This window comes from Leptonema illini DSM 21528, from assembly GCF_000243335.1.
Taxonomy (GTDB): domain Bacteria; phylum Spirochaetota; class Leptospiria; order Leptospirales; family Leptonemataceae; genus Leptonema; species Leptonema illini.
The window spans coordinates 1,148,568-1,161,698 of sequence record NZ_JH597773.1 but is presented as its reverse complement, the minus strand read 5'-3'; the positions used below and the strand labels follow the sequence as shown (position 1 = coordinate 1,161,698).

Here is a 13,131-nt window from a genome sequence, read left to right as displayed (position 1 = left end):
AGGTCAGCCACAGGTTTTTTCAGCGCGGTAACGGAGCAAGGTTTTTTACGATCGTCCGGAAAACCCGGCGAGAGGTTCGGCCTTACTTCGTCTTCATGACAAAAACCCCATCCCAGTCGTCGCCGGGCGGATTTGCCTTGTAGGCCTCGGATCGTTCGAGGTAGAGCTTTGACGGGCCGTCATCCGGGTGGATTTCCAGCGCTTTCTTGAAGCCGGTAATGGCATCATCCCACTTTCTCTGCTTGTAAAGAGAGAGGGCTGCGTTGTAGGTTTCGAGGAGCTTTTTGTCCTGCTCGGTGAACATGTCTGAATTCTACTCACCGAATGCTTCGGGCAACAAACTTTCCTGGATTTCGGGAATTTTCTGGAAGGCATTCAGGCTGAAAAGATCGCACATCTGTCGCACAGCGCGGGCCCGACGCATCCCCACAAAGACAATATCCATACCGTCGGCAAGAGCAGCCTGAACGGCCAGCCCTGCAAGAGGAAGCTCGGTGTGTGTGGCCTCCTGAAGCGACTGTTCGAGTCTTTCTAAAGCAAGATGATTTTTGTAAGTGGCATAAGGAAGCAGGAAACCAAGCGCCGTATGCACAAGCCGCATATACCGTTCAAAAAGCAGCCGACCTGTTTCTGCGTCAGAACTGCGTTCCAGCCCTGCCTTCAACGATGAGACGGTGCGCTGAAAAGGAACGGCAAGGGCGTCGATCATCGGCAGAATGGTTTCGAGGTCGTTGATCTTCTGGCGGTAATGCAGCAGGGTGCGGTAAACGGACGGAACTCTTGCATCGAACGTCAGTCGATGCTCTTTTTCATTGATGATCCGTAGCATGCGCTCTTCAAGGGAGAGCAGCTCATCTTCGATACGCATCTGCCGGGCTTCGGGATTTTCTTCTCCGTGAGGAGGTGGATCGATCAGCCGGGCCAGGCGAACCACGCGACCGTCATGCAAGCTATTTAAGGGACGACAACCCATCGTAAAGATTCCCTTCTTACGCGCAAGAGCTGCCACCGGGCGGTACCCCGTTTCAAGCAGATTGGCCGGCAGCTGTATGGCGCGAAAACCCGGCGGAGCGAATTTCAGAATACGCTCCAGCATCGCTATGCCTTCGGCAGATGGGAGCAGATTCGAGCTGATGCCATAAAACTGAATGCGACCGCGGCTGCGTTCTTCTTCGAGACGGGCGAGGGATTTCTGAATCCGATCGAAGAAACTACCATCCTTTTCTGAGTCGCGCTGTATCTCAGGATTCTGGAGTAGAAAGAGATCAATGGTCTGAAGGCCGAGCCTCTGTAGCGACCATTCGATTTGCATCGAGAGAAAATCGGGATGAATGCAATGGGCAAGCGTCGGCGAAAGGGCAACCGTATCGGCAGGCATACGGCCGCGAAGAAGCTGTAGCGCAGAATCCTCTATGAAGCCGGCTCGCTCGACGACGACGACTTCGTCGCGAAACAATCGCTTCGATTCGATAAGATCGCGTATCACATTGCCGACAAGCACCTCGGCCGCTCCATCTGAATGATTCGCGGCGGTATCGACGATGTTGATGCCCGAGATAAAGGCCTCGCGTAACGCTTCATGATGTTCCGTACGATCGCGGTGGGCCCTGTAAGTTCCTATGCCGATGCGAGATACGCGAAACGGCAGAAGAGCCGGCGTCAGGAACCAGGATGTATCGTGGTAGTTCGGAAAGCTGCGTTTCAGCCGTTCAAAGTAGCGCTCTGTCCCTTCGCGGCTCGCCCCTCCGGGCATCATGCGTTGCGACCGGGCTCGGCGTCGAGAATGCGATTCTGATAAAAGGCGGCCGCTTCGTAACGCTCTTCGGCGATGGCCCGGAACTTCTTAATATACAGCTCTGCGATCTCATGTTTGGAGCTACGTACAAGCTGCTCGAAATTCCAGACATCAAGCTCCGGATGATGAGAGCGAATATAGCGGATGACGGACTTATACTGGTCGATATCGGCCTTTTTCTGCAGCAGATTCTCAAGCTGGTTGAGGCTCGAACGCAGATCAAGCGGTCGATCGTCCTCTTCGGGAAGGTCCATATCGAGATCAAAGTTGAGAAACTCGATTCCCTGCTCCTGCGCCATCGCAATATATCGCTTCTGGAAGAGATCGACATAGTCCTGCACGATGCGATTCAGCTCGTCCATGCGCACCTGAAAATAGTCTTCTTCTTCGGTGTCATCGGGCAGCTGAAACGGATCAAGCTCGATGACGTCGACATTATCCATGAAGTCAAGGACGCGATCCAGATGCGTGCGGTCGCGAAACGACGTGGGCGGAAAAACGACAACGGGATAATGGCTCATATGGGCAGAGAGGGCGCTCACAGAGATATGAACGGCCAGGATCTTGCCTTCCGGGTCAATGGGATTCCTCCCGCGGACCTCGGCGAAGGCGACCAGAACTCCGCTTGGAGCATTCTGATTCCCCCGGACAAATGGCTGCATGGGGTGAATTTAACGAAAAGAAAGGGACGGTCAAGTGGAATTCAGGTCAGATGCCGCCGCCGTCTGAGACGTAGCCCAGATCGAGCCCTCCGCCGAGTTCCTGCTTTACCTCTTCGAGGCGGTAGCCAGAAAAAGGGAGCGGCTCAGGCGGGTGAACCTTGCGCGGCCCGCGCTTTACGATCATCGCAGGTGCGCCCACAACGGTGCACTGATCGGGCACGTCTCTGTTGACGATAACGCTTTCCGCTCCGATTTTCACGCCGTTGCCGATGCGGATGGGCCCGAGTAGCGTGCTGTGCGTTCCGATGAAGCAATCATCGCCGACGGTCGGATGCCGTTTGCGGTTATGCTTTCCGGTGCCGCCCAGCGTCACGCCATGAAACATCACGCAGTTTTTGCCGATCTCGGCCGTTTCGCCGATCACAACGCCCATGCCGTGATCGCAGAAAAAGCCCGCTCCGATCTTCGCTCCGGGATGGATCTCAAGCCCCGTGAAAAAGCGGCTGAGTTGCGAAAAGAAGCGTGCCAGAAAGAAGAAGTGGATTCGGTAAAGCGGATGGCAGATGAAGCGATGAAAGAGCATCGCATGCAGCGTCGGATAAAGCAAAATCTCAAGGCCGCGGGCAGCGGGGTCGTTCCGCCGCACCGCCTTTATATCATCAACAATGGCAAGGCTCATTCTCGTACAAGTAGGTTCCGGGACGCGAAAGTGAAAAGGAAAAGGCCCGAAACGAGCAGATAAAAAGCGATCGGTAGAGCCCAGTAGCTCATGCCAAAAAGCCAGGGAGAGCTGCCAAAAAGCCCCGCCAGCCCGACACAGAAGATCGACTGCCAGAAGGCCAGCTCCCGGTTGCGATCGGGCTCGCGGCGCATGAAAAGCATCGTCAGGCCGGTGTAAAGAAAGAGCGTTCCACTGATGCGCGTGGCCAGGCGCAGCGCACCCGAGAACTCTCCGCTATTGCCCGGCGCCAGATACGGCAGAACCGGGCCCGGATAAAAGGCAAGCAAAAGCCCGCCGAGTAAGAAAGGCAGTGCGATCCAGAAAATGTAGAAGGCAAAGCGAGATTTATAGATGCGGCGTGTCATTGGAACTCCCTGTAGATCAGACTTGGCTGAATCCCCGTGTTCTTCTGGTATTTGCCGCTGCGGTATTCTACGAACTCGCCTTCGATCGTATGATAGAAGATCTGACAGATCTCAATGAAAGGATATATGCGAACGGGCTGGATGCATGAGATCTCAAGCGTCCAGTAGCCGCAGAACCCGACATCGCCGAAACCGGCAGTTACGTGCACGAAAAGACCAAGGCGGCCGATCGAAGAGCGGCCTTCAAGCATCGGAACCAGATTGCGGGTTTCCGTATACTCCACCGTTCTTCCCAGATACAGTCTGCCGGGCTGGAGCAACAGCCCTTCCGGGGGGATTCGCAGTTGCTCGGTGTCGTTTGGCACTTTCATATCGAGCTCGTGATTGCGATAAACGAGCATCTCGTCGTTCAAGCGCAGGTTATACGAGTTCGGGTTCAGGCACTCCGGATCGTAGGGGTCGATCAGGATATCGCTGCCAAGACGTCTCTCTATTTCTTTACCGGACAGAATCATAGCTAATACATCGGACTCTGGAGAGCTTTTTTTTGCCAGCTGCGCCTGAAAAGGAAAAAAAGAAGAACCTGTGGCCCGCAGGCATACCCTTCGCCCGAGCGGCGCTGCTTTCTGTCGTCTTTACATGATTACCCGAATTTGATTGACCCTGATTCGCCGATCTGCCGATAATCAATAACGATATGGCCACAAATCGACTCGTATTCAAGCCCGGTCACATCTCCCGTGTGCAGGAAAAGATGACCCTGCAGATCCCCGACCGCTATAAGAAGTTTCAGGGCATCGAAGAGGTGGATGAATACGAGATCGACTCCGAAGGAAATGTCGTCGAACAGTATCACGGCCCCACCATCGAAGAGATCGAGGCCGAGCTCGAGCGCTACCGCAAAGAAACCGAAGAAGAGATCCGACGGACGCTTGAAGAGGCGCATGAAAAGGCCCGTACCATCGAGGAGCAGGGCAAAACCGTAGCCTTTCAGTTAAATCAGGACGCCCATGAGCGGGCGAAGAAGGATCTGGAAAAGGCCCGCCAGGACGCCGAGCAGATCATCGAACGCTCGAAGATGGAAGTGGAGCGCATGGTCAAAGAGGCCGAGATGCGCGTCGCCGAGATCGAACACGAGGCCTACCAGAAAGGGTATGATGCCGGTCGCGAGGTCGGCTTCAAGAAAGGGCAGAGCGAGGTGCGCCGCCTCATCGACCGACTCGGTATGATCGTCGGTCAGGCCATCGACGTTCGCGAAGAGATCATCGCCGCCTCAGAAAAACAGATGGTCGATATGATTCTCATGGTCGCCCGCAAGGTGATCAAAGACGAGGTCGTCGAACGTAAAGAGGTCGTTCTCAATAACATCCGCGAAGCTCTGCGTCGTATTAAGGATCGCGATCGCGTTAATATCCGCGTGAACTTCGCCGACCTCGAATTGACGACGGCTCATAAAGATGAGCTGATCAAGATGATGGAATCGCTGCGCAAGGTCAACATCTACGAAGACTCTCGCGTCGACCGCGGCGGCTGTATCATCGAAACGGACGTCGGTTCGATCGACGCCCGCATCTCGACGCAGCTTAAAGAGATCGAAGAGGCCATCCGCAACGCCGAGCCGATGTAAGACTGGGACAAGGATTAAGAGTAAGGGCCTGCAAGAAGACCCTGCAGCCTGAAGCATCGACCGTAATTCCGGCCGAAACTACATTCCGTCTGAAACGCAGCGGATGCGAAACGTGGAATTTTTCATCAGATTCCCTTCTGTGCCGCCCGAAAAGAGAATGGCATACGCTCGATCGATCGAATGCGATTCCGTACTCAGATAATACTGCACTGTCACAAGGCCTGGAAGCAGCGATGAATCCTGACGCGTGGCCCGGAAGAGTTCCTGAAGCTCCGCACGCGTCGGAACGCGCCAGCTTCGTCCGGCAAGACCAAGAGAGTTGCAGTAGTTGTAAGCGGGGCTTGCTCCGAACCCGTCGAGCGAGCCCGGCGTGGAGCCGCCGTTGCAGGTATCGTTAGCCGAACTACAGTACGCGTAGAAGGATACCGCTCCGGTGCATGATCCGCTCCAGGTCTGCCCGCTTTCGCACTTTTGCCAGAGAAGGTTCTGATGCGCCGACGAGATCGTTCCATCTCCGCTGTCGCGCAAATCCTGGGCGCAGAGTAGACTTTTCAATTGATCGCAGGACTGCGAGCCCTGGTTGATCAGGGAGCTATTCGTGAACGTTCCGATGCCGTAGGAGCCGTTGAAGGCGATGGACCCGCTGGCCCAGCTGTTGCAGTTATCGGTGGAATTCCATGTCGCCACTGTATTTATGCCTGTCCAGTAGTTCCCTCCGCCCGGGATTGGGTTCGAGACTGGAAAAGTGAAGACGTTATCCGTGTTGGCGGTTGCAAAAGGAGTGCCATCGTGCCCGTAATAGGCGACGCTGTCTCTTACGGGCCATGCGAGTTGAGAGCCGACCTGAGATACGCGCAGCAAGCCGTCTGTGAGCACCGCCCTGTAGTTCTCGGGCCCGGTCAGCGAAGCAGGACGGTTCGCGGGAAGCGAGCAATACCAATCCGCCTTCTGCATCCAGTTAGATCCCGTCAGCGCTCCGTCGCCGGCGAAATTGCCGTTATGTGTTCCCGACGTTACGAAAAGAAATCGGGCCGTCGAGCCTCCGGTCGTATCAAAAGAATTCACGTCCACATCGGTAAGGTTATGCGCCGCGACGGATGATGTGATCGTAGCGCTTTCGGCCAGAAGATTCGCATCGGCCGGATTGTTGATCGTTATCTGCTGGTATGTGCCGTAGTTCGCTGCGGTAAAAATAAGCGAGGCCGTCGTCGTGATGCCGACGTTTGAACTGGCAAAACTGACGGTAACGGGATTGAGCCCGGGGCTTGCACTCAGACGGATGTCGATGGTGACGGGAGCATTCTCGTAAACGATGAGCGGCCCGGCCGGCATCTCTACGGCGAAGCAGTACAGATCGATATCGCTGATGCTCGCCCCCGAAACGGCTCGCCCGGTATTGTTGTAAATAGAGCAGTAACTTGCGGTCGGTTGGAGTGAGATGAGCACATCGGCCGCCGTACATCCATCGGGCACGCCGTTAAACTGGTATGAGCCTGTAGTCGACGGTGAGATCGTCTGCGGCGCCCCGCAATCCGTTCCCGAGAAATCAAGTTGCAGTCCGGTCGGTATGTCGCCGTAGATCTGACCTCCGACGGCAAAGCCCGATGCAGTCGTCGCAGACGCGGGATTCGAGAACAGCCCCTGCAGAAGAGCCATCGGATCAACATCAACCTCCTCAATCGATTGCAAGCAGGATTGAGTGAGCAGGGCGATGATGGAAAGCCATGCCGTTCTCATATATTGAATGAGACGCTATTCGTGATTAAATGCAAGGAATTTTCAAAAAAAAAACAGGCAGACGGGGCTTGCCCGCTCGAATGCGCCGCCTGAAGCAGAAGTGATTGTCTGTTGAGAATTCTGATCCCGCTACATGCCATCCGATACGCAGAGGAGAAAAGCAACAGGGGAATCCTTAACGAGAAACCCGTTGGTGACAGAGGGATTAAACCAGATGCCGTAATAGTTTGTCGGATTGGCGGCGTAGGTGGTGGCATAGTAGTAGCTTGTCATAATATCGGGCAATATGTCGGGAGATGCGCGATAGCTTCTTGCAAGCTCGCTCAACTCGGCCAGCGTCGGAACTCGCCAGCTACGGCCGGCAAGCGTCGAAGAAGCGCAGGCCGTAAACATCGGACTTGGCCCGAAACCGTCCAGTAAACCCGGAGATGTCCCTCCGTTGCAACTATCATCGCCGGTAGCGCAGTACTGATATGTTCCTGCAGCTCCGGTACAGCCGTTCGTCGCCGGATCATAGGTCTGTCCCATGCTGCAACGCATCCATGTCAGGTTTTGATGAACGGAAGAGGCCGTCCCGTCGCCGTTGTCTCTGATATCCTGAACGCAGAGCAGGCTTTTCAGTTGATCGCAGTTGAAATTGCTGAAAGCAAAAAGCGAAGCGTCGTTTGTAACACCCTGACCGAAGTGTCCGGTCTGTAGAGTCGTTCCCACCGTCCACGATGCACAATGAGATCCGGTTGTCCAGGAAGGCGCAGAGCCGACGCCGGTCCAGTAATCCCCGCCCCCGGGAAGAAGGTTAGCCACCGGCGTGGTAAATAGATTGCTCGCATCGGCAGTTGCAAAAAGGGTCGTACCATCCTGATCATAGTAAGAAATACCAGCCCGAAGCGGCCAGTCCAGTTGAGCTCCGGCGTCGCTCCGGCGAGTCGAGGCGCCCGTTAAAAGGGCCCTGTAGTTACCGGTGCCGACAAGCGACGCAGGGCGGTTCGCATTAAGGCTGCAGTAGTGATCGGCGCGCTGCACCCAGTTTGAGCCAGGCAGGGCTGCGTCGCTTGCGAAGTTACCGTTGTGCGTGCCGCTCGTAACATAGATAAAGCGTGCCATGCCGGTCGCCGTCGTATCAAGCGTCGTCGTATCAAATCCGCCCATCGCATGCGTTGCAACGTCTGCCGAGATGGTAACGGTTTCTGGCGAAAGGTTACCGTCGGCTGCACCGGTCAGTGTGAGGTTCTGGTATGTGCTGAAGTTAGCCGACGTGAAGCTGAGCGAGGCCGTCGTCGTAACGGCTCCGGAACCGCTTGTGAAATTCACGGTAATACCGCCGGGGCCCGGGCTTGCCGAAAGCCTGATCGATGCCGTATTGCTGTTGCCTTCAATCGTCGTCTGAGTCGTTGCCGGCATTTCTACCGAGAAGCAGTAAAGATCGGCGCCCGTGACGTTTGCGCCCGAAACGTTCAGGCCTGTGTTGTTGTAGATCTGGCAATAGACGCCTGTCGGCTGAGTCGTGATCGTGATACCGGTACCCATGCAGCCATCAGGAATCCCCACAAATTGATAAATGCCCGTTGCCGCCGGCGACAGATTCTGTACTCCACCACAGCCGGTGCCGCCCGAGAGGCTCAAATCGAGCCCACTCGGAGTATCGCCATAGATCTGTCCGCCCACCGTGAAACCGGCAGGCGCAGGCGATTGTGCACCGGCCGAAAGCATACTCTGCAGCAGCACGCTCGGATCAACGGAGATGTCGTCCAATCGGCCCAGGCAGCTACTCAGCAATATGGGCAGCGCGATGAAGATGATAGTGTTGCGTTTCATTGCCTTTTCGCTTTATTATAGACAAACAGGAGGCGGTTTTTTCCAAACTTCTCACCGATTTGCGCGAGGCCGGTTCAGACAAACGCTCCTCCCGGACTTCACTGCATCGTTATTCCCATTGACATGGTGAGCAGTCCGGCAAAGCCGGTGGGATGGAATCTCTCACTTCCTCCCTCACTCCCTGGGAAACGCCGGACTTCCTTCCCTTTACGCCGTGGCATACCATCGATATCGGCGCCATGGAAGGCTTCTTCGGAGTCATTGAAATCCCCAAAACCTCGAAATATAAATACGAGATGCATAAACCAAGCGGCCTGATGATGGTCGACCGCGTCCTGCATTCGTCCATTCACTATCCGGCGAACTATGGCTTTATTCCACGTACCTATTGCGACGACAATGACCCGCTCGATATTCTTGTGCTCGGGCAGGAGCCCGTCTATCCCGGTATTCTCATGCGTTGTCGTGCTATCGGCGTGATGACGATGATCGACAATCAGGAGCAGGACGACAAGATCATCGCCATCCATCTCGACGACCCCGAGTACAATCACTACGAAGATATCGGCCAGCTACCGCCACATCGAGTCCGCGAGCTCGAAACCTTCTTCCTTGACTATAAGAAGCTTGAAAAGGCCGACCGAAAGGTAAGCGTCGAGAAGTTCTCGGGCAAAGAAGAAGCTGAAGATGTGCTGCTAAAGGCTATCGTGCTCTATCGTGAGACCTTCTTGCAGCAATCCGTGGGGGAAAAACAGTCTATCCCTCCGCGCTCTTCTTGAAGCGGTCGAAGATCTCTTTACCCACAAAAAGCAGCCCGGCCTCGATCAGTCCGGGCTTTGCATGGGCGAGGATCTGATCGACAAGCTTCTGAATTCCAAGGTCCATCGTCATGCGGTAATCATCCCATCGTATCTGAAACGCAAAGGGAATGCCTGAATTTGTTTCAGCTTCCATGCCGGGACGACTGCCGAGCAGATGCAGGCTTCCGTGTACAAGTACAAGGGCATCTGATACTACCCGGTGCTTTACAAAAAGCGAGAAGGCCGTGCCGGGCAGAAAGGGGATGTGCTCCATCCCAATGACGGAGTTCCAGTCCACGTTTTTCAAAAGCAAGGTACCCGTTTCTTTCGTCCGGTGGGCGAGGATTATGCCGCGGCCGAGCTCCGCACGGCCACGTCGAATTTGAAGCAAAAGGGCGGCGCTTGTGGCGAGATCGACGACTCCTCCTTCTACATTGATGTTCCGGATACGTAAGCGGTAGGGGCCCGGAAGCGTATAGTCGACGACAAAGACTTCACCCATCTCAATGCGTAAAGAGTCGATCTGGATGCGCCGCCGTGCCGGCAGGAGCCGGGTCTTGCGAAACGATTCCACATGATTCTCGTATTCAAGGTAGGGCTCAACGAGAGAGAACGAGCGAAAGCGGAGGCGAAATAATAGCAGCTGGGTTAGAGAGATGCGAAAACGCAGAGAGGAGCACTGAAGCAGAAAATGATCGGTGCCTTCTCCTCTATAAGAAAAAGAAACATCGCGGGCCGAAAAATAGAAGGGGGAAAGAAATCCCGGGCCTTTCATTCGAATCTGAACTGGCAGGAGGCGAGGCAGAAGCGAGAGCAGCGCCCGGGGCAGTATCAAAAGAAGCGTGAGAAGCACGCCTGCGACAAGGAGACTCAGAAAAGAACTCCTTTGAAAGATTAGCGAAGCAGGGATTCGAACCCCGGACACGTGGATTATGATTCCACTGCTCTAACCGACTGAGCTACTTCGCCTTTTCAAGAGTGGTAGCGCGGGCAGGATTTGAACCTGCGACCTTTGGGTTATGAGCCCAACGAGCTGCCAACTGCTCTACCGCGCGGTCTCTTGCTGTCCAGAAATGCGAAAAGGCTCTGGCCGTCAAGGCAAAAAAGAGTTGAACTTCTGCCGTCGCCGCTTTACGGTCGCTTGCTGCTATGTTTTTTTGATCTCTGATCCGAAAATGAGAGCAGTATTGAGAATCGGGTCATGTCATTCAGTATTCCTGACGAATTCCAGCAGTACGAGAAAAAGATCTATGATCAGCGACAGCTGATTGAGATCTCTCGCGCCCTCAATTCGACGCTGGACTATCAGTACCTGATCAACGCCGTTCTTGATATCTGCCTTGCGCAGGTGCAGACCCTTCAGGCCGCCCTTTTCCTGACCCCCGACATGGATGCGGAGTATCTTTTCCTTATAGGTGACACAAAGGGCTTCGAGCTGAACCGGCCCGAATCCGACTTCAGCATTCCTCTTGATTCGCCGCTGATTCACTTTTTCGAAGAAAAGAACCGGGCCCTTACCTTTGAGGAGGTGGAGCAGTCTTTTCCCGACTGTCCCTCTAAAGAGATCCTACGCGAGATGGGGGCGGAGCTTGTCGTGCCCATGCGGGCCAAAGGAAAGATTATCGGAGTCATCGTGCTCGGCGAGAAGGCGGTCGGAGGCGTCTACCTTGAAGGCGAGAAGAGCTTTCTCGTCGATCTCGCCTCATTGGGCGGCATCGCCGTCGACAATGCGCGACTCTATGAGCGCGCAACGGTCGATATGATGACGGGCCTGAAAAACCACGCCTATCTGCAGAGCCGTCTTCGTGAGGAGAGGGAGAAGGCGCTCAGGCGCAAAACACCGCTTGCCTTCGTTCTGACCGATGTTGACCGTTTTAAGGTCTTCAATGATACCTACGGACATCAAGCAGGGGACGAGGTATTGCGTGCTGTGGCTCGCGTGCTCATGCAGCAGGCCCGGCCTTCGGATACGGCGGCGCGCTATGGTGGCGAAGAATTCTGCATGATTCTGCCCGGCGCCGACGCCGCAAAGGCGATGGAGATCGCCGAGGCTTTTCGCACAAGCGTCGAAGAGATGGTCCTTCATCATGAAGGAAAGCAGCTGAGGGTGACGGTATCGGCAGGCGTATCGCTGTTTGATCCCGAGCAGGATGCGCGCACAAGCAAGGCGATGATTGAGCGGGCCGATCGCGCACTGTATGCATGCAAGAATAGCGGACGCAATCGCGTTATCCTCTTTGACGATTCACTGCGTTCCGTATAAAAGCTGAATCCAATTCAGTATTACATTCGTAATTAAATTGCATTCCTTTATCGTTTTCAAGTAGAAATCCTGAAGGGGTTTTTGAGTTGACACATACCCCCCGCCGGGATGGTTGTATCTACTAAAAAATGTTTATCATTTTGTCGTCTCAGTTACAACGTTGAAACTCGCAGGATGACTGCATAACCAGCGTAAGGTGTGATGCGGGATCGATGGCAGCGAATTCAACAAGACCGAAAGGTCTGAATAAGTTTGCAACCATACTGTAGACTGAGAGGTCGAAATGACCGAACCGGCAACGGCCGAGAAAAGCCCTGACAGGTTTTTTTCGGCTTTTAATATTGCGGGCTCTTCTCAGAATGCCTCGCGAATCGAAGACGGATAGCGAGAACAGGAGTTGTCTATGTATGCGTTTGTATTTCCGGGACAGGGGTCTCAGCGCCCGGGGATGGCAAAAGATTTCTATGATGAGTATGCGACTGTCAGGGCTCTTTTTGAAGACGCCTCCGCAGCAATAGATGTCGATCTGGCTGCTCTTATCTTTGCCGAAGATGATCCGAAGCTCAACCTGACCGAGTTTACTCAGCCCGCTATCCTCACCGTTGAGATGGCGATGGTGAAGGTGATTGAACAGGAATACTCGAAAACTGCCGACTATTTTGCCGGTCATAGTCTTGGCGAGTACACCGCGCTTGCCGCAGCCGGGGTAGTAGACTTTGTCGATGCGGTAAAGATCGTGCGTAAAAGGGGGAATCTGATGCAGGTGGCCGTTCCCGAAGGAACGGGTGCTATGGCCGCATTGATACTTGAAAAGATCGAGTCAACGTCGTATCGCGAGATTGTAGCGAAGCATGACGCCGACGTCGCCAACATTAACAGCGCCGATCAGGTGGTCATCAGCGGCGCAAAGGCTGCCGTTGAAGGAGCCGTTGCCGAGATTCGCGAGAAGATCGAGGGCATTAACGCTGTTTTCCTTAACGTAAGCGCACCGTTTCATTCGCGTATGATGGCTCCGATTGAAGATGAGTTTCGCTCGTATCTAACATCGTTTACGATTCGTCCCGAGCATTCGGCGAAGGTGCTTTCGAACTTTTCGGGAACCTTTCACCGCCCCGATACTCTTATCGATCATCTTGTCCGTCAGATCAGCGGTTCCGTTCGCTGGATTGAGAATATGCAGGCTTTAATCGATACGAAGGCTTCCATCCTGGAAGTCGGTCCGAATCGTCCGCTTGGCAAATTCTTCTCCACGCTTGGAGCCGAAGTTCCCTCCGTTCTCAATGTGAAAGGATTGAAGAAGGCGTTCGGCTGATCCGGCGAATACGCTTGATTATTCTTGTTCAATA

At 54.5% G+C, this 13,131-nt stretch carries 13 protein-coding genes and 2 tRNA genes; 4 read left to right on the top strand and 11 right to left on the bottom strand.

The features are described from left to right. Nucleotides 1–82 precede the first annotated feature (82 nt). Genes LEPIL_RS05310 through dcd form a run of 6 tightly spaced genes read right to left on the bottom strand, consistent with a single transcriptional unit; the run spans nucleotide 83 to nucleotide 4,058 of the window. Nucleotides 83–304, bottom strand: a complete 222-nt coding sequence (locus LEPIL_RS05310) for a tetratricopeptide repeat protein (RefSeq protein ID WP_002770690.1) — start codon at nucleotides 302–304, stop codon at nucleotides 83–85. A gap of 9 nt (nucleotides 305–313) precedes the next feature. Then, the gene (locus LEPIL_RS05305) at nucleotides 314–1,756 is read right to left on the bottom strand and encodes an aldo/keto reductase (protein WP_002770689.1); all 1,443 of its coding nucleotides are present in this window, start codon (nucleotides 1,754–1,756) and stop codon (nucleotides 314–316) included. Beyond that, entirely contained in the window at nucleotides 1,753–2,457 is a 705-nt protein-coding gene (locus LEPIL_RS05300) for a UvrB/UvrC motif-containing protein (RefSeq protein ID WP_002770688.1), read from the bottom strand. The genes LEPIL_RS05305 and LEPIL_RS05300 overlap by 4 nt, the downstream gene beginning before the upstream one ends. Before the next feature lie 46 nt (nucleotides 2,458–2,503). Continuing rightward, nucleotides 2,504–3,136, bottom strand: a complete 633-nt coding sequence (gene epsC, locus LEPIL_RS05295; RefSeq protein WP_002770686.1) for a serine O-acetyltransferase EpsC — start codon at nucleotides 3,134–3,136, stop codon at nucleotides 2,504–2,506. Continuing rightward, nucleotides 3,133–3,543, bottom strand: a complete 411-nt coding sequence (locus LEPIL_RS05290) for a hypothetical protein (RefSeq protein ID WP_002770684.1) — start codon at nucleotides 3,541–3,543, stop codon at nucleotides 3,133–3,135. Before LEPIL_RS05290 ends, epsC begins: the two co-directional genes overlap by 4 nt. Continuing rightward, the gene (dcd, locus tag LEPIL_RS05285; RefSeq protein ID WP_002770682.1) at nucleotides 3,540–4,058 is read right to left on the bottom strand and encodes a dCTP deaminase; all 519 of its coding nucleotides are present in this window, start codon (nucleotides 4,056–4,058) and stop codon (nucleotides 3,540–3,542) included. The genes LEPIL_RS05290 and dcd overlap by 4 nt, the downstream gene beginning before the upstream one ends. Before the next feature lie 182 nt (nucleotides 4,059–4,240). Between dcd and fliH the strand changes: the two genes are divergently transcribed. Next, a complete protein-coding gene (gene fliH / locus LEPIL_RS05280; protein WP_002770680.1) occupies nucleotides 4,241–5,170 on the top strand; it encodes a flagellar assembly protein FliH in 930 nt (309 codons plus the stop codon). 78 nt (nucleotides 5,171–5,248) lie between these two features. Here the strand turns inward: fliH and LEPIL_RS05275 are convergent, their stop codons facing one another. After that, the gene (locus tag LEPIL_RS05275) at nucleotides 5,249–6,907 is read right to left on the bottom strand and encodes a DUF1554 domain-containing protein (protein ID WP_002770678.1); all 1,659 of its coding nucleotides are present in this window, start codon (nucleotides 6,905–6,907) and stop codon (nucleotides 5,249–5,251) included. A gap of 129 nt (nucleotides 6,908–7,036) precedes the next feature. Then, the gene (locus tag LEPIL_RS05270) at nucleotides 7,037–8,722 is read right to left on the bottom strand and encodes a DUF1554 domain-containing protein (protein WP_002770676.1); all 1,686 of its coding nucleotides are present in this window, start codon (nucleotides 8,720–8,722) and stop codon (nucleotides 7,037–7,039) included. Between the two features lie 152 nt (nucleotides 8,723–8,874). Between LEPIL_RS05270 and LEPIL_RS05265 the strand changes: the two genes are divergently transcribed. Continuing rightward, the gene (locus tag LEPIL_RS05265) at nucleotides 8,875–9,501 is read left to right on the top strand and encodes an inorganic diphosphatase (protein ID WP_002770674.1); all 627 of its coding nucleotides are present in this window, start codon (nucleotides 8,875–8,877) and stop codon (nucleotides 9,499–9,501) included. On the opposite strand, the gene LEPIL_RS05260 is transcribed toward LEPIL_RS05265, so the two are convergent. The 3 genes from LEPIL_RS05260 to LEPIL_RS05250 form a co-directional block, all read right to left on the bottom strand. Then, nucleotides 9,479–10,375 carry a hypothetical protein gene (locus LEPIL_RS05260; protein WP_002770672.1) on the bottom strand — a complete coding sequence of 299 codons (897 nt, stop codon included), beginning with the start codon at nucleotides 10,373–10,375 and terminating at the stop codon, nucleotides 9,479–9,481. The two genes, LEPIL_RS05265 and LEPIL_RS05260, sit on opposite strands and share 23 nt — an antisense overlap. A 42-nt stretch (nucleotides 10,376–10,417) precedes the next feature. Then, nucleotides 10,418–10,491: transfer RNA gene (locus LEPIL_RS05255), tRNA-Met, on the bottom strand. 10 nt (nucleotides 10,492–10,501) lie between these two features. Then, nucleotides 10,502–10,577: transfer RNA gene (locus tag LEPIL_RS05250), tRNA-Met, on the bottom strand. Between the two features lie 146 nt (nucleotides 10,578–10,723). Between LEPIL_RS05250 and LEPIL_RS05245 the strand changes: the two genes are divergently transcribed. Then, complete coding sequence (locus tag LEPIL_RS05245) at nucleotides 10,724–11,785, top strand: sensor domain-containing diguanylate cyclase (protein ID WP_002770670.1); 1,062 nt, start codon at nucleotides 10,724–10,726, stop codon at nucleotides 11,783–11,785. A gap of 403 nt (nucleotides 11,786–12,188) precedes the next feature. Continuing rightward, the gene (gene fabD / locus LEPIL_RS05240) at nucleotides 12,189–13,097 is read left to right on the top strand and encodes an ACP S-malonyltransferase (RefSeq protein WP_002770668.1); all 909 of its coding nucleotides are present in this window, start codon (nucleotides 12,189–12,191) and stop codon (nucleotides 13,095–13,097) included. Nucleotides 13,098–13,131: the final 34 nt, after the last annotated feature.